The sequence below is a fragment of the Clostridium sp. HMP27 genome, from assembly GCF_000765165.1.
In the GTDB taxonomy this organism is placed as follows: domain Bacteria; phylum Bacillota; class Clostridia; order Clostridiales; family Clostridiaceae; genus Clostridium_AK.
The window spans coordinates 1-15,961 of sequence record NZ_JMFY01000005.1 but is presented as its reverse complement, the minus strand read 5'-3'; the positions used below and the strand labels follow the sequence as shown (position 1 = coordinate 15,961).

Sequence of the window (15,961 nt, the reverse complement as noted above, 5' to 3'; positions counted from 1 at the left end):
TATGTCTTCTGTGTTTTGTAGAAAAAATATTAAATAATTATTTTATTGCACTATATGAATGCGATAACTTTAATAAATTATGAAAGGCTTACATGGTTTGTGAAATTTCATAATTTTGTTATAAATATTATGGTATAATAAAGGTTAATAAAATAAGTAAAAGTTTGGGGGTATATTTTTATGAAAGTTATAAAACGTGATGGAAGAATTGAAGAATTTGTGATTGATAAAGTAAGAACTTCACTAGCTAGAACTTCTGATGAAGCTAAAAATCCATTAACAGATGGCGACTTAAAGGTTATTGAAGAAAGAATAATGAGAGACTTAATGGCACTTAAAAAAGATAAAATAGAGTCACGCCAAATAAGAGATGTTATACTAGAAAAGCTTAATTATTGTGGATTTAGTGGAATAGCTAGGAAATACGAGTCGAGAAAATAAAATGCTTTAAAGAGAAAAATAAGGACATTGCTTTTGTATAATTTTGCATAATTGAATCCCTACCAAGAGAGTTTATCACAGACAAGTTTTACTGGAGGAAAATACTATGGAGTTAAACAAAAAAATTGATGAATTGAAGGAAGAACTTATAAAATCTACTCAAGAAATTATAAGAATAAAAAGCGTTGAGGATGAGCCGAAAAATGGAATGCCTTTTGGAGAAGGAGTAAATAGAGCACTTGAATATGCCCTAAAGATATCTAAAAAATTAGGCTTCAAAACTAAAAACTTAGATGGATATGTAGGATACGCTGAGTATGGAGAAGGGGAGGATTATGTTGCAGTACTTGGGCATTTAGATGTGGTTCCAGAAGGAGACGGATGGATATATCCGCCGTATGCTGCAGAAATTCATGATGATAAGATGTATGGAAGGGGAACTTTAGATGATAAGGGACCTATAATGGCAGCGCTTTATGGACTTAAGGCAATTAAGGATTTAAACTTACCTATTTCTAAAAGGGTGAGAATAATATTCGGAACAAATGAAGAAACAGGATCAAAGGAAATGCATTATTATACAGAAAGAGAAAGTATGCCAGTGTCAGGCTTTACTCCAGATGCTATGTATCCTTTAATACATGCAGAAAAGGGATTAATGAGCTTTAATTTAGTTAAGGACATAAATGCGTGTGGAAATGAAGAAATAAGGATAAATTATATCAGGGGTGGGCATAGAGTAAATATGGTTCCAGATTACTGTGAGGCTGGAATATGGTCAAGGGAAAAAGATGTTATAATACATGCATTAGAAAAATTCAAGGTAAAAAATGATTTTAATATAACTGCTCATATAAAAAGTGATATGGTAGTTATTAAATCAGTAGGGGTTTCAGCTCATGGAAGCACTCCGGAAAATGGAATAAACGCAATAATGCAGTTGTTTAAGTTTTTAGAAACACTTGCATTTGAAAATACAGAATTATATGAGTTTGTTAAATTTATGAATAAATACGTGGGTTTTGAAGTAAATGGAGAATCCTTTGGGGTTTATTTGCAAGATGAGGTGTCAGGGTCTCTTTCTTTTAATCTTGGAACAGTGAACTTCCAAGATGAAAAAATATCTATGGGACTTAATTTAAGATATCCTGTAACAAAAACCTTGGATGATGTATTAACTGGACTTAATAAGACTATAAATAAAATAGGGATAAAAGTGGAGAATATGGATCATCAAGCTCCGTTATACTTCTCTAAAGACCATCCGCTAATTGAAAAACTTTTAAGTGTGTACGAAGAAGTAACAGGAGATAGCGGAGAAGCTTTTGCTATAGGTGGAGGAACCTATGCAAAAGAAATGAAAAATATAGTAGCCTTTGGACCAATATTTCCAGGGAAACCTGACTTAGATCACCAAGTAAATGAGTATATTGAAATAGATGACTTAGTGATGAATGCAAAAATATATGCAAAAGCTATATATGAATTAGCAAAATAAAAGTATATTACGACATTTTTAATGCTCTGGGTCGTATAGAATTTTCATCTAGGAAGGCGTTCATTTCGCCGAGAACGTCTAATATTTATAGATTTTAAATATCGTTAAGAACCTTCTACCGTCTGACCAAAGGGAGTTTAGAAGGTTTAGATATTTTAATTTCAGAAATATTAGACCTTTTTGCGAAACGAACGCTTTCTTAAATGCAAATTCCCTGCGAGAGGTTCAACATTAAAAATGTGGTATTATTTCTAAAAGGTAAACTATATATACTAAAATATGGGATATTATGCTATAATTTAATTGTAAGAAAATTAATTAATTTTAAGGGGGAAGCTTAAATTGTTAGCATCAGTTCCATTGATTTACAAGGTTATATTTTTAGGAGCTGCTGGATTTTTATCAGCATTTGTAGATGCTATAGCAGGTGGCGGAGGTCTTATAAGTGTACCTGCATACATGGTTGTAGGATTTCAAACTCACTTTACATTAGGGACAAATAAATTTTCATCTACTTGCGGTACATTAGTTAGCACATGGAATTTCGCAAAATCAGGTAAGGTAGATAAGAGTATATTAAAGATACTTCTTCCATTTACATTTTTAGGAGCAGCAGCAGGGGTTACCACAGTATTGCTTATTGATTCATCAGTTTTAAAACCAATAATACTCATACTTTTGATGAGTGTAGGTGTATATAGTTTTTTTTCAAAATCTATGGGACAAGAAGATAAGTTTGAAGGTACTACTAAGAAAACGTTAATAATAGGAAGTATATTTGCATTCTTTATGGGATTTTATGATGGATTTTTTGGACCAGGAGTTGGTTCTTTTATAATATTTGGCCTTATAAAAATATACGGTTTTGATTTTGTAAGAGCCAGTGGAAATGCAAAAGCTATGAATTTTACAAGTAACTTAACAGCACTTCTTTTATTCGCAATCAACGGAAAGATATGGTATCTAATGGGCATACCGATGTCACTTTGTATGATGCTTGGTGCAAGAGTTGGTACAAAATTTGCATTAAAGAAAGGTGCAAAAGTTATTAAGCCTATATTTGTAACTATGTCATTGGGTGTAGCGTTAAAAATGCTTTATGAAGTAGTAAGACCACTAATCTAGTTAACGATGAATAACTATAGCTGGAGAATATAGATTGGGGGAACTAGTAACTAAAAGAAATTGGCGACTATCGTTTAGTCGCCAATTTCTTTTAAAAGGTTATGTTTTAATATCAAGTCGGAATATTCTAATTGATTTAAAACAGAGTCTTTTTTATTTTTAATTTCAGGTGTTTCAGGTATTACGGATGAAGATTTTATATCATAGTAGGTATTTTGCTGAGACAAGTAAAATATATTACCATCCGTAAAGGAGCCATTTCTAAATATAGTAAGTCCTTCTTTAGTGTTAAAAAGATCCTTTCCCATGATGGAACTGGCTTTCACCCCAAGTATATTTGCTAGGGTTGGATACAAGTCAATCTGACCTCCATACATATTATAAGTACCCTTATACATATCATTAGGAAAGTGAATGAACATAGGCACTTTTTGGATTTGGGCCCATTTTAAATCAGTAAATTTATCTATATTTAAAAAGCTTGCTAATTCATTTTCGTTAGTTTTTGTAATTGCATGATGATCACCATAAAGTGTTATAATACTATTTTTTAGTGTACCTTCTTTATCTAACTTATCTAAAAACATTCCCAGTTCTTTATCTGTATAGTGGATTGCCTTAAGATAATCTCCCAGAAGTGTGTTTTCATAAGGTGCCACATTAAACTCATCGTATTTTTTTGTATCATCATAGGGATAATGGCTACTTAATGTAATTAAAAGAGCATAATAAGGCTCCTTTAAAGCTTTCATCTTTTTTAAGCTCTGATTAAAAAAAGATTTATCACTCAGACCAAGTCCTATATTTTCATCTATTGTATAGCTTTTTTCTCCATAAAAGTCATCGAATCCATATTTAGGATATATAACGTTTCTGTTCCAAAAGCTTTCCCTAAAACCATGAAATGCAGTAGCAGAATATCCATTATCTTTTAATAATTTAGGAAGCCCTTTAAACTCATTATTATAGTAAATAGATGTAACGGCACCAGAGTCTGCAGGATATAGGGAGTTAATTGACAAAAATTCTGCATCAGAAGTTCCACCAGAGGCTGTTTGATAGAAGTAATTATTAAAATAAGCACTTTTATTTATCCATTTATTTAAGTTTGGTGTAATTTCTTCCCCATTTATAGAAGTATTTACTACAAAAGCTTGTAGTGCTTCTACTTGAATTACAATTAGATTTTTACCTTTACCAACTCCCTTTAAATTTGAGGAAGTATTTAGGGTTTTGTTTTGTAAAAATCTTTTAATTTCTTCCTCTTTTTCAGGGGATAAGGGGGTTCTTTTGGCAATAGTGTTATTTAGTGAATTAAAAACATCTAAAAAATGATAATTTAAGTTTCCAAGATTTTTAGCTACATAAATTCTATTATACATAGTACTTATAAGTTTAGGTTGATTCAATGAAAGTCTATATATTTTCCATGCATCAATTCCTAAAGCAATTAAAAGTACAAGTGCAAATGAAGTAATTCTATATTTTAAAGATGTTGTAGCTAAATTTTTGTATTTATATTTATTTATTTGAGGCACAATAAGAACTATATCTAATAAGAAAAATAAATCGGTAATTTTAAATAAGTTTGCTACACTAGATTTTACGTCGCTTAGTAGTTGAAGACCATTTAACATCACTGAAACAGATATTACATCCTTAAAATATCTAAAGTAGTTTAAATCAGCTATTATAAATAATGACATAAATATATTTAATATAAAAAGAAAGTTAGCTCGTTGTTTATCTTTAAAAAGTAAAGCTATAGAAGATATAATCATTACAGATGCAAACACTGCAAGAAATATATTCTTATAAGTAAAATATTGAGTTTCAATTTGTCTGCCATAAATTAATATTTTTAATGTAAGAATAAATATAAAGAAAATCACATCCATATATTTCAAAAGTTTATTTTTTAAAATCAACATCTTTCAAAGCCCCTTTAAAATGTAATTTGTCTATGTAATAAAATTAGAAGATTTTACAAATCATGCAAGTTTAATATTATATATAATAATATCACAAACTAAAGTAAAAGTTCTATTATTAAGAATTATTTTTGCAAGTATGGATTCATAGATTATTATAATACAATAAAATATAAGATATCTCAATAAATTACCATGAACTGATTTATGACAAAATCATATAAATGAACAATATATTAAAACAGCTATTATTTTAAATAATTGTATAGCCATGTATTTACAATAATAAAATACTGGTGCATAATTATATAGTAAAATATAATGAATAGAATTGAGAAGCAACAAAATATCTCAATTTATTTAATATGTGCTAATTTATAATCAAATCAAAGATCTCTATAAATTGCGCAATTAACAGATTGGAGGATTAATTATGGAAAGTGGAACAGAAAATAATAATGTAGAAGAGGTTAAGGATACAGGTAATATAAAATTTAGTAATTTAATTTCAGCTTCAATTACAGATACAGCTATAATGCTTATAATATCAGGAGTACTTTTCTTTGTTTTACAAGTTATTTTAAGGGTGGCAGGATATAATATATTAAAGCCATACATAGGAACATTTGTCTTAATAATATTTGTTATAGTAAGTATACTTTATTCACCTATAATTAGAACAAAGAAAGCTGCAACAATAGGAGAAAAGGGTTCAAAACTAGAAGTAATAAAAAAAGAAACAGTATAAAGGTTTATGTAGGAATTTAGAGCAATAGCAGAAATGGAGAGATAAAATAAGATGAGAAAAGGTAAGGAATATGAATTTTTAATAGAGGATATAGAATTTCCAGCTACAGGGGTAGCTTATGCAGATGGACTAAAGGTATATATAAAAAATTCCCTACCAGGTCAAAAGGTTTTGGCTAGATTAAGTAAAAAAAGAAGAGAATATGCAGAAGCAAAAGTTATAAAAATTTTAGAAGATGTGGCATTTAAAAGAGAAGCATTATGCCCTATATTTAAAGGTTGCGGTGGATGTAGTTCTCAAGACGTGCCTTATGATATTCAATTAAATTTAAAAGAAAAGCAAGTATTAAGACTTTTCGAAGAAGCAAATTTATCAGGATTTGAATATTTAGGTATAGAAGGCAGCCCTAAAGAAGAAGAGTATAGAAATAAAATGGAGTTCACCTTTGGAGACATGGAAAAGGGCGGAGAACTTACATTAGGAATGCATGCTAAAGGAAGAAGCTTTGGAATAATAACTGCAGATTATTGTAAGATAGTAGATGAGGATTATAGAAATATACTTTCTACTGTTTTAGCTTACTTTAGGGAGCAGGGATTTCCTCATTATAGAATAATGAGTCATGAAGGATATTTAAGAAATTTGGTTATAAGAAAAGCTGATAATACAGGAGAAATACTTATAAACATAGTTACAACTTCTCAAGTAGAATTTAACTTTGCTGAAATAACTGAACTTCTTAAAAACTTAAGTTATAAGGGAACTTTAGTAGGAATATTACATACCATAAATGATTCATTATCTGATACAGTTCAAGCAGATAAGATAGAATTGCTTTATGGAAGAGACTATATTATAGAAGAAATTTTAGGACTTAAATTTAAAATAACACCATTTTCATTTTTTCAAACAAACTCTAAGGGAGCAGAGAAACTTTATAGTATAGTGAAGGAGTTCTTGGGAGATTCAAAATCTAAAACAGTATTTGATCTTTACTGTGGAACAGGAACTATAGGGCAAATAGTAGCTCCAGATGCCGAAAAGGTAATAGGAATCGAACTTATTGAAGAGGCAGTAAAATCTGCTAATGAAAATGCAAAACTTAATAACTTAAGTAACTGCAAATTTATAGCAGGAGATGTTGCTAAAATTATAAAAACTATAAATGAAAAGCCAGATGTTATAATCTTAGACCCACCAAGACCAGGAGTGCATCCAGTAGCATTAGAATATGTGGTGGATTTTAACGCACCAGATATAATATATGTGTCTTGTAACCCTAAAACTTTAGTTACGGATTTAAAGTATTTAACTGAGCAAGGATATAAAATAGAAAAGGTAAAAGTAAAAGATATGTTTCCTCATACACCTCACGTTGAGACGGTAGTCAAACTTACAAAAATAAGTGACAGCAGTACGGCAAATGGTGAGTGGGAAGAGTTAAAGTTCTAGACTTATAAAAATAGGTATTTGTAAATTATGAAAAATGAAGGGTAAATTTTACCCTTAATTTTTTATTCTCTAATCCATGAAAAAACATATTCCATATGCTCAGGCAGCTCTAACTCAGGTTGACATGCTGTATGAAAATGACCTTTAATACCTTTTTCTTTAACCGAAAAATCAAAGTGTGCTGCGGCAATCCCCATATCTACCCTTTGGATATCGTATGAAAAAAAGTCGCTATACCCTGGTTCTTTATATTCATAAAAATGGCACATATCATCTTTAAGAAGAATTCTCCAGGGCTGTTTGTTTGATGCTGATGGTCCTAATCGAACCATTTCCAATGGAAAGGCAAGATCACCAGCTTCTTCTTTTGTAAGAGGTGATTGGAAATCATTTTTATAAAATAATTCATTCCATTCTTTACGATGATCTGCTTGAATCATCTTTCTCATTTCTATTTCTTTTTCATGCTTATTGGCAGTTGCATATCCATATGGTGTTATGATTGGGAAAACTTCTCCTTCTTTAATCTTCATAGCGGCGGCAAAGCCTTCGCGGTCGAATGTTCCTCCTAACCAGGAGGTTCCAAGGCCAAGATGTGCTAAGTAAAGAATTACTGCTTCAAATTCATATCCCAATGCTTCTAATGCCATTGGTTCTAATTTAATCGTTGTTCCGATATATTGACTTGCTCCTTTAATAACGCCGTAGGTTCCAAGTTTTTCTTTATCTTTTATGTCATTGTTATCAAGATAATGAAACTTGACTTTATTACCCAATGGATTATCCAAAGAATCAATAAAAGATTCAATTGCTTTTCTTTTATCTGATTCAATCTCTCGGTCCTGATAGTTTCTTACACTGTATCTTTTTTTTACTGCTTCTTCGATTGAAAAATCAATATTCATTTATAGTTCTCCTTCTAATAATACATTTGATTTTATTAAATTATATTTTAAACAATCAGTTCTATGTTGTCAATCAAAATAATGCTATTTTTTCATATATCAATTACTTAAAATGATAAATAATCTAGTACTAAATTGCTACTAGATTTCAAAATTTACACTTGACTGTGACGTAAGGTAATAGCATATTATATATAGATAAGGTTGATAGAGCCGCTAGATATAAAGAACTTAATAAATGGCAAATCTAACGAAAGGGAGTGACATATATGAAGAATACACTGATTGTTTATTATTCGCTTTTCAAAAACACAAAGAATTTAGCATTAGAAATAGAACAACAGACTGGTGGTACTATAAGAGAATTAATTCCTGATAAGAATTATTCCTTTGATTATAATACGGCTGCTAAAGAAGTAAGAAATGAAATTTCTCGAGGATTTTGCCCTAAGCTAATATCTGGAAATGAATCAATAGAGGATTATCAAACAATATTTATAGGTTCACCTAACTGGTTTAAAACATTAGCCCCACCAGTTATGAGCTTTCTTAGACAACATAATTTTACAGGTAAAACAATAATTCCTTTTTGCACTCATGGAGGCGGTGGATTTGGTGAAATTGAAAATGACATAGCTAAAGAATGCTTAAAATCAATAATTCTACCTGGTATTGCTGTAAACGGCGCTGATGTATCAGAAGAAGTTGCAAATTGGCTTGCGGCAATTGAACATGAATTATAACAAGTTCTAATTTATCAAAGGAGCTTGGAATGAAAATTAATTAAATCCAGTAGGAAAGTTTATTATTGTTTGCTACTGGATTTGGTTTGTTAAAAAGCTTTAAAATAAATACAGAGAAATTTTACGCTTATGGTTTAGAGCTGCGGGTTAAATATAGTTATATTTTTTGAAATATAACTGGACGTCCTAATTTCCCCAGGCGGATTGGCTGTGTGCTATATTTATAATTATGATTATCCCAAAGACTTGCAGTTGAAATCTGACTACTATCATAAGTTTTAAAGAAATATTCACAAGTATTTGTATTAATAAAAGCTGTATATTTCGTATAATCATAAGTATTTCGATCTGTTATAACAACTCCCTTTGGAATGGAAACACCCTCCATAATATGAAAGCAGGCTATCACTGCCTCTACCCTGTTTTTAGGTATTTCAATATGTGTTTTTTGATATGCCGTTTTTACAAATCGTTCTGGTGATGTATAGCCCCCAGGCAATAACATTGTTCCTCCAGCTTGACCAAATGGCTTTAACTGAACTTCTCCCCAGTACGCTTCACTAGTCTGCTTTGAAGAAACATCCATATAATTTCTTAAATTAGTCATGTGCCAACTGAAATCAGGACTGTTAGCCATAACACCTATGGGATTTTCAAATAATTTCATACCTTTTCCTGTTTGCTCAATAACAACACATTTTCCGCTTTTATCTGTGGCAATCCAATGCAATGGTGCAACTGTTTGTGTTATTGGATCTGGCATGCCAACGAGAGATATTTGCTGAAGTATTTCTTCCAATTCATCTATAGATCCGCATCTTCCCAAAATATAATGGAGAAAATCTAAAGCTGCAACAGGTTCTTTTTTTGTATTCTTCGCAGGTATATTGTATTTGGCATAACCGGCAAAATATAATGCCGCTGCTGCAAATCCCTTCTCATTTACTCCATCAAAAAAACCAAGTAGTCCATCAGCTTCTTGCCCTATTCCTATAAAACTATAGTAATCACAAAATTTATGCATGTTTAAAATATTATTCCATACATAATTTTTGGGTATCACATAAAGCTGTGATTCGATAGGATAAGAAAAATCCATGGTTCGTCCAAAAAAGTTTTCCATTTGTTTGGACCGTAATGTTATTGCTGTACACATATTAATTTCCTCCTTATGAGTTATAAAATTTCATCCCAAAAAAGCATAGCTTATACCAATATTTGAAATCTAAAATTCATCCGTTTTGTAAAAAAATAACTGAACATTTATTAATATGCTTCTTTGAGTTGAAAAATTCGGTTCATCTTAATAGTTTGCACTAATGTACAGATACAGCGGCAATATAATAAAAGTATAACTTATTGTAAAAAAGTGCGAATATGATATAATTTATATAAAAGCTTGCATTAATTGACATTAAAGAATAATTTAATGCATTTATGAGAATCAAAATAAAATTTATGAGCCCATGATAAGGCTCTTTTATAGTTTGAAGGCAGAAGTGGGTATTATTGTATGGAAATAAAGTTATATATATTATAAGAAATATTTGCATGGGGAGGAAAACAGATGAAAGAGTATGAAAATGATTATAATTTAGATATTTCTGTCACTATAATTAACAATATAAATGATGGAATAATAGTCACCAATACTAATGGAAAAATTAATATAATTAACAAAATAGCACAGGATATTTTAAATATTGATGAACATTATGGTATAGGTAGGATTATAAGTGACTTAATTCCGGAAGTTCTGGAATTTCAATTACCTAAAAGAAATTATAAAAAAACTAATAAAAATATAAAGCTTGGTAAAAAAGTAATTCTAATCACTAGAGTTCCAATGATTGAGAATAATGAAATTAAAGAAGTAATATATGTGTTCAAGGATATTACTGAAAAAGAAAGTATAAAAAATGAATTAATAAGTGAAAAAAACTGGAATGATATACTAAAGCAAGCTTTGAATATGGCTTATGAGGGAATAGTAATTGTGGACAAAAATGGATATATAACCATGATAAGTAAGGGATATGCAGAATTTTTAGGAATAGATGATAAAAAAGTAATAGGAAAGCATGCTACAGATGTAATTGAAAATACAAGAATGCATATTGTTGTTAAAACAGGAAAAGAAGAAGAAGCTCAATTACAAAAAATAGGCAATAAATATATGATGGCAACTAGAACACCTCTATTTATTAATGGAGAAATACAAGGTGCTGTAGGTAAAGTGCTTTTTAAAAATGCAAAAGAATTAGAGTTTTTACACAAGAAATTTAGTAAAGTTCAGAAGGAACTAGAAGCATACAAGGAACAGTTTCAAGAAAAAAATAGTGCTAGATATACTTTTGCTGATATTGTTGGAAATAGTGATGGAATTATGGAGGCTAAAAAGCTATCTAAAAAAGCAGCTTTAACTGATTCTAATGTATTACTTATTGGTGAAAGTGGCACAGGAAAAGAGCTATTTGCACATTCTATACATAAAAATAGTAATAGAAAATACGGACCGTTTGTAAAGGTTAATTGTGGAGCAATTCCATCTGATTTACTAGAATCGGAATTATTTGGATATGAGGGAGGTGCCTTTACTGGAGCTAAAAAAGAAGGAAAAATTGGTAAGTTTGAATTAGCCGATGGAGGAACTATTTTTCTAGATGAAATTGGAGATATGCCACTGCATATGCAGGTTAAACTTTTAAGAGTATTGCAGGAAAAAGAAGTTGAGAGGGTAGGTGGTGTTTCTCCTAAGAATATAGATATAAGGATTATAGCAGCAACTAATCAAAAGCTTGATAGCATGGTAAAGGAAGGAAAGTTTAGAGCTGATTTGTATTACAGGCTTAATGTTGTTACTGTAAGAATTCCACCTTTAAGAGAAAGAAAAGATGATATTATATTATTGTCTAAGTTCTTATGTGATAAAATATCTAAAAAATTAAATAGAGAAAAGTGTATAGTTTCAAATGAAGCTTTAGAATACATGAAAGGCTATAAGTGGGAAGGAAATATAAGGCAATTAGAAAATGCAATTGAAAGAGCTATAAATATTATGGAAAATACAAATAACTTATTATTGCCAAAACATTTGCCAAAGGAAATAACAGGAGTTGAAATAGATTTCGATATTTTAAAATTGGAAGATGCTATATGGCAGGCAGAAAGAAATGCAATTATTAATGCTATAAAAATGTGCAAAGGCAATAAACAAAAAGCAGCTAAAGAATTAGGGATAAGTAGAACTACTTTATATGAGAAGGTTAATAAATATAAAATATTATAAAGAATTTAATGAAGATTATGTGAAGTGTATGTGAAATCGTACACATTTTTAAACTTATTTTAAAAGTGTACGATTTTACATACACTTTTTTACTATAATTTCAAGAGTGTAATGATACGCTTACACTTTTTAAATAATTGGCTAAATATTTATAAAATTTGTTCTTTGCTGTTTTACTAAGAAATCCAGATAAATCAACATTAAGAAAGAAAAATATAAAGAAAATTTTATATTGGCACGGTTTTTGCTTATTAATTAAAGTGTAGGTTTGTAATCACCATGAGAAAGGAGAGGTATTAATGATTAAAGTAAAAACTGTTTCAGAAGCAGTACAAATGATTAAAAGCGGCAGCACTATTGCCATAGGCGGCTTTATAGGAATTGGACATCCAGAAGAAATAACATCAGAAATAGAAAAAAGTTTTATTAATACAGGAGTACCTAATAATCTTACACTTGTATATGCTGCCGGACAAGGGGATTCAAATGAAAAAGGATTAAATCACTTAGGTCGTGAAGGATTAGTATCGAAAGTAGTAGGGGGGCATTGGGGACTCGCGCCTAAACTTCAAAAATTAGCCTTGGAAAATAAAGTACAAGCATATAACCTTCCTCAAGGTGTAATATCTCATCTTTTTAGAGACATAGCAGCCAAAAAAGTGGGAACAATTACTCATGTTGGTCTTAAAACTTTTGTTGACCCTAGAGTTGAAGGGGGGAAATTAAATAAAGTTACTAAGGAGGATATTGTAAAGGTTGTAAACATTGAAGGAGAAGAAAGACTATTATATAAAGCTTTTCCTATAAATGTTAGCATAATACGAGCTACCTACGCAGATGAAAAAGGCAATCTGTCATTTGAAAAAGAAGCAGCAACTGTAGAAGCTTTATCAATAGCTCAAGCTGCTAAAAACTCTGGAGGAATAGTAATAGCTCAAGTTCAAGCTGTAGTTAGTAATGGAACATTAGATCCAAAGCTTGTAAAGATTCCGGGAATATGTGTAGATGCCATTGTTATTTCAAAGCCTGAGAATCATATGCAAACGTTCTCGGAACATTTTAACCCTTCATATTGCGGAGAAGTAAAGGTTCCGTTAAATTCTGTAAAACCTATGGAATTAGATGAAAGAAAAATAATTTCAAGAAGAGCAGCTATAGAACTTACGCCTAATGCAGTAGTAAATTTAGGAATTGGTGTTCCAGAGGGAGTGGCTGCAGTTGCAAATGAAGAAGGTATTGGAGAAATAATGACATTAACTGTAGAGGCTGGTCCGATAGGTGGAGTGCCAGCAAGCGGTTTAAGCTTTGGTGCATCTGTAAATGCCGAGTGTATTTTAGACCAACCTTATCAATTTGATTTTTATGATGGCGGAGGTCTTGATGTAGCATTTTTAGGGTTAGCGCAGTGTGATGAAAAGGGAAATATTAATGTTAGCAAGTTTGGACCTAAAATAGCTGGTTGTGGTGGATTTATTAATATTACGCAGAATTCAAAAAAAGTAATATATTGTGGAACATTTACAGCTGGAGGTTTAAAAATAAAAGTTGAAAATGGAAAGTTAATAATTGCGCAAGAAGGAAAGACTAAAAAGTTTATCAAAGATGTTGAACAAATAACCTTTAGCGGAGAATATGCAAGGGAAATAGGACAACAGGTTCTATATATAACTGAAAGAGCAGTATTTGAGTTAAGGCCAGAAGGATTAGTTTTAACAGAAATAGCTCCAGGCATAAGTTTAGAGAATGATATTTTAGCAAATATGGACTTTGAACCAATAATATCTGAAAACCTTAAAATTATGGATGAAAGAATATTTAAAGATGAATTAATGGAACTAATTTAATTTATAAAATAAGTGAAAAAGTGAAAGGAGAATTATTATGATAGGTGTTATAGGTATTTTAATTTCTCTAGCATTATTAATGTATTTAGCTTATAGGGGGATCACAGTATTACTTTTGGCTCCAGTACTTGCACTGCTTGCAGTAATATTTTCTGGAGAGATGCCATTACTTGCAACATATACAGAATTATTTATGAAAGACTTTGCAGGGTATGCAAAAACCTATTTTCCACTATTCCTACTCGGAGCAGTATTTGGAAAAATAATGGATGATTCAGGAGCTGCTAAATCCATTGCAAATTTTATAGCACATAAACTTGGAAAAGATAAGGCGATACTTGCAGTAGTATTATCCTGCGCAGTATTAACTTATGGTGGTGTTTCATTATTCGTTGTTGCATTTGCAGTATATCCAATAGCAGTTGAATTATTTAAAGAAGCTAATTTACCAAAAAGACTTATACCTGGAGCTATAGCTCTTGGAGCATTTACTTTCACAATGACTGCATTACCAGGAACTCCTCAAATTCAAAATGCTATACCAATGACTTATTTTGGAACTACTGCTTGGGCAGCACCAGTACTGGGTATAATTGGTTCAATAGTAATATTTGTTTTAGGTATGATGTGGCTTAATAAGAGAGTGAAAACTGCAATGGATGCTGGAGAAGGATATGGAAATCATAAAGAAGAAAGACTTGAATCAGTAGACGTATCTAGTCTTCCAAACATTGTTGTGGCTATTTTGCCAATAGTGGTAGTTTTAGTGTTGAACTATATAATTGGTGTATATTTAGTAAAAATTCCTTCAGAATACCTTAAGTCTTATGGAACATCTATAGATAAAGTAAAAGGATTATGGAGCTTAATTGTTGCTCTTGTTATATCATCAATACTTGCAGTAGTTTTAATGAGAAAGAACTTCAAAAGTATAATAAAGACTATTAATGATGGAGCAATTGGTTCATTACTAGCAATTGCTAATACTTCATCAGAAGTTGGATATGGAAATGTTATTAAAGCATTAGGAGCATTTGCGTTAATTAAAGGAGCAATACTTGCAATACCAGGAACACCTTTAATTTCTTTGTCAGTTTCAACAAGTGTATTAGCTGGTATAACTGGATCAGCTTCAGGTGGAATGAGTATAGCATTGGGAGCTTTAGGTGATATTTATATGCAAAAGGCAGCACTGTTAGGTATTAATCCAGAGGTAATGCATAGAATAGCAGCTATTGCTTGTGGAGGATTTGATACACTTCCACACAACGGAGCTGTAATAACATTACTAGGAATTACAGGTCTTACACATAGAGAGTCTTATGCAGATATAGGAATGTGTACAGTAGTTATTCCAGTTGTAGCTACAGCGGTATGTATAATTGGAGCTAGTTTTGGATTAGTATAAAAATAAGGAGGTAATATTTATAATGGGAAAAACAATAAATGAACTAAAAATAGGCGATAAGTCATATATAGAAAAGACTATAAGTGAAACAGATGTATACCTTTTTGCAGGAATAACTGGAGACTTAAATCCAGCGCATATAAATCAAATAGAATCAGAAAAAACTATATTTAAAGGTAGAATTGCTCATGGAATTTTAGTATCTGGACTAATTTCAGCAGTTTTAGGAATGCAGTTACCTGGACCAGGAACAATATATTTAGGTCAAGAATTAAAGTTTATGGCACCAGTGAAAATTGGTGACACAATAAGAGCAGAGGCGGAAATAGTAGAATTACTTACAGAAAAAAACAGAGCTAAATTAAGGACAACCTGTACTAATCAAGATGGTAAAATAGTTATTGCAGGTGAAGCTTTGGTTATGCCGCCAAGAGCATAAATATGCTTAGCCTAGTTAATTAATTAACAATAAATGAGGGAGGAAAGTATAATGAATTTTTCATTAACAAGAGAACAAGAATTTGTAAGACAGATGGTAAGAGAGTTTGCTGAAACAGAAGTTAAGCCACTAGCAGCA

Annotated in this window: 13 protein-coding genes; 10 read left to right on the top strand and 3 right to left on the bottom strand. The window is 30.9% G+C overall.

What is annotated here, in order from left to right; genetic code table 11:
• Positions 1-180: 180 nt before the first annotated feature.
• The 3 genes from DP68_RS03195 (at position 181) to DP68_RS03185 (ending at position 3,064) form a co-directional block, all read left to right on the top strand.
• The gene (locus DP68_RS03195) at positions 181-441 is read left to right on the top strand and encodes an ATP cone domain-containing protein (RefSeq protein ID WP_035305996.1); all 261 of its coding nucleotides are present in this window, start codon (positions 181-183) and stop codon (positions 439-441) included.
• Between the two features lie 106 nt (positions 442-547).
• Entirely contained in the window at positions 548-1,939 is a 1,392-nt protein-coding gene (pepV, locus tag DP68_RS03190; RefSeq protein ID WP_035305994.1) for a dipeptidase PepV, read from the top strand.
• Positions 1,940-2,281: 342 nt separating this feature from the next.
• Positions 2,282-3,064, top strand: a complete 783-nt coding sequence (locus DP68_RS03185; protein ID WP_081957073.1) for a TSUP family transporter — start codon at positions 2,282-2,284, stop codon at positions 3,062-3,064.
• A 74-nt stretch (positions 3,065-3,138) separates the two neighbouring features.
• Here the strand turns inward: DP68_RS03185 and DP68_RS03180 are convergent, their stop codons facing one another.
• Positions 3,139-4,995: an LTA synthase family protein gene (locus DP68_RS03180; RefSeq protein ID WP_052085617.1), complete on the bottom strand. Its 1,857-nt coding sequence runs from the start codon at positions 4,993-4,995 to the stop codon at positions 3,139-3,141.
• Positions 4,996-5,428: 433 nt separating this feature from the next.
• Here DP68_RS03180 and DP68_RS03175 point away from each other — a divergent pair, with 433 nt between their 5' ends.
• On the top strand, positions 5,429-5,743 hold the full coding sequence (locus DP68_RS03175) for an RDD family protein (protein ID WP_035305991.1): 315 nt from the start codon (positions 5,429-5,431) through the stop codon (positions 5,741-5,743).
• Between the two features lie 51 nt (positions 5,744-5,794).
• Positions 5,795-7,195 carry a 23S rRNA (uracil(1939)-C(5))-methyltransferase RlmD gene (gene rlmD / locus DP68_RS03170; protein WP_052085616.1) on the top strand — a complete coding sequence of 467 codons (1,401 nt, stop codon included), beginning with the start codon at positions 5,795-5,797 and terminating at the stop codon, positions 7,193-7,195.
• A 62-nt stretch (positions 7,196-7,257) separates the two neighbouring features.
• Here the strand turns inward: rlmD and DP68_RS03165 are convergent, their stop codons facing one another.
• On the bottom strand, positions 7,258-8,100 hold the full coding sequence (locus tag DP68_RS03165; protein ID WP_035305988.1) for a nitroreductase family protein: 843 nt from the start codon (positions 8,098-8,100) through the stop codon (positions 7,258-7,260).
• Positions 8,101-8,369: 269 nt separating this feature from the next.
• On the opposite strand from DP68_RS03165, the gene DP68_RS03160 reads away from it, so the two are divergent.
• A complete protein-coding gene (locus DP68_RS03160; protein WP_035305985.1) occupies positions 8,370-8,843 on the top strand; it encodes a flavodoxin in 474 nt (157 codons plus the stop codon).
• Positions 8,844-9,000: 157 nt separating this feature from the next.
• Here DP68_RS03160 and DP68_RS03155 read toward each other — a convergent pair whose 3' ends face one another.
• Complete coding sequence (locus tag DP68_RS03155) at positions 9,001-9,999, bottom strand: choloylglycine hydrolase family protein (protein WP_035305981.1); 999 nt, start codon at positions 9,997-9,999, stop codon at positions 9,001-9,003.
• A 411-nt stretch (positions 10,000-10,410) separates the two neighbouring features.
• Between DP68_RS03155 and DP68_RS03150 the strand changes: the two genes are divergently transcribed.
• The 4 genes from DP68_RS03150 to DP68_RS03135 all read left to right on the top strand — a co-directional run bounded on the left by DP68_RS03150 (position 10,411) and on the right by DP68_RS03135 (position 15,823).
• Positions 10,411-12,132 carry a sigma-54-dependent Fis family transcriptional regulator gene (locus DP68_RS03150; protein ID WP_035305979.1) on the top strand — a complete coding sequence of 574 codons (1,722 nt, stop codon included), beginning with the start codon at positions 10,411-10,413 and terminating at the stop codon, positions 12,130-12,132.
• Positions 12,133-12,431: 299 nt separating this feature from the next.
• Positions 12,432-13,976 (top strand): acyl CoA:acetate/3-ketoacid CoA transferase, encoded by a 1,545-nt coding sequence (locus DP68_RS03145; RefSeq protein WP_035305977.1) that lies wholly within the window; start codon positions 12,432-12,434, stop codon positions 13,974-13,976.
• A gap of 37 nt (positions 13,977-14,013) precedes the next feature.
• The gene (locus DP68_RS03140) at positions 14,014-15,384 is read left to right on the top strand and encodes a GntP family permease (protein WP_291547001.1); all 1,371 of its coding nucleotides are present in this window, start codon (positions 14,014-14,016) and stop codon (positions 15,382-15,384) included.
• Between the two features lie 19 nt (positions 15,385-15,403).
• Positions 15,404-15,823, top strand: coding sequence for a MaoC family dehydratase (locus tag DP68_RS03135; protein ID WP_035305971.1), 420 nt, complete (start codon positions 15,404-15,406; stop codon positions 15,821-15,823).
• The last annotated feature ends 138 nt before the right edge of the window (positions 15,824-15,961 follow it).

What these genes read in the sequence shown, in the direction of transcription:
- DP68_RS03195 (WP_035305996.1), top strand. Translation starts at nt 181, where the DNA reads ATGAAAGTTATAAAACGTGATGGAAGAATTGAAGAATTTGTGATTGAT.
- pepV (WP_035305994.1), top strand. Translation starts at nt 548, where the DNA reads ATGGAGTTAAACAAAAAAATTGATGAATTGAAGGAAGAACTTATAAAA.
- DP68_RS03180 (WP_052085617.1), bottom strand. Translation starts at nt 4,995, where the DNA reads ATGTTGATTTTAAAAAATAAACTTTTGAAATATATGGATGTGATTTTC.
- DP68_RS03175 (WP_035305991.1), top strand. Translation starts at nt 5,429, where the DNA reads ATGGAAAGTGGAACAGAAAATAATAATGTAGAAGAGGTTAAGGATACA.
- rlmD (WP_052085616.1), top strand. Translation starts at nt 5,795, where the DNA reads ATGAGAAAAGGTAAGGAATATGAATTTTTAATAGAGGATATAGAATTT.
- DP68_RS03165 (WP_035305988.1), bottom strand. Translation starts at nt 8,100, where the DNA reads ATGAATATTGATTTTTCAATCGAAGAAGCAGTAAAAAAAAGATACAGT.
- DP68_RS03160 (WP_035305985.1), top strand. Translation starts at nt 8,370, where the DNA reads ATGAAGAATACACTGATTGTTTATTATTCGCTTTTCAAAAACACAAAG.
- DP68_RS03155 (WP_035305981.1), bottom strand. Translation starts at nt 9,999, where the DNA reads ATGTGTACAGCAATAACATTACGGTCCAAACAAATGGAAAACTTTTTT.
- DP68_RS03150 (WP_035305979.1), top strand. Translation starts at nt 10,411, where the DNA reads ATGAAAGAGTATGAAAATGATTATAATTTAGATATTTCTGTCACTATA.
- DP68_RS03145 (WP_035305977.1), top strand. Translation starts at nt 12,432, where the DNA reads ATGATTAAAGTAAAAACTGTTTCAGAAGCAGTACAAATGATTAAAAGC.
- DP68_RS03140 (WP_291547001.1), top strand. Translation starts at nt 14,014, where the DNA reads ATGATAGGTGTTATAGGTATTTTAATTTCTCTAGCATTATTAATGTAT.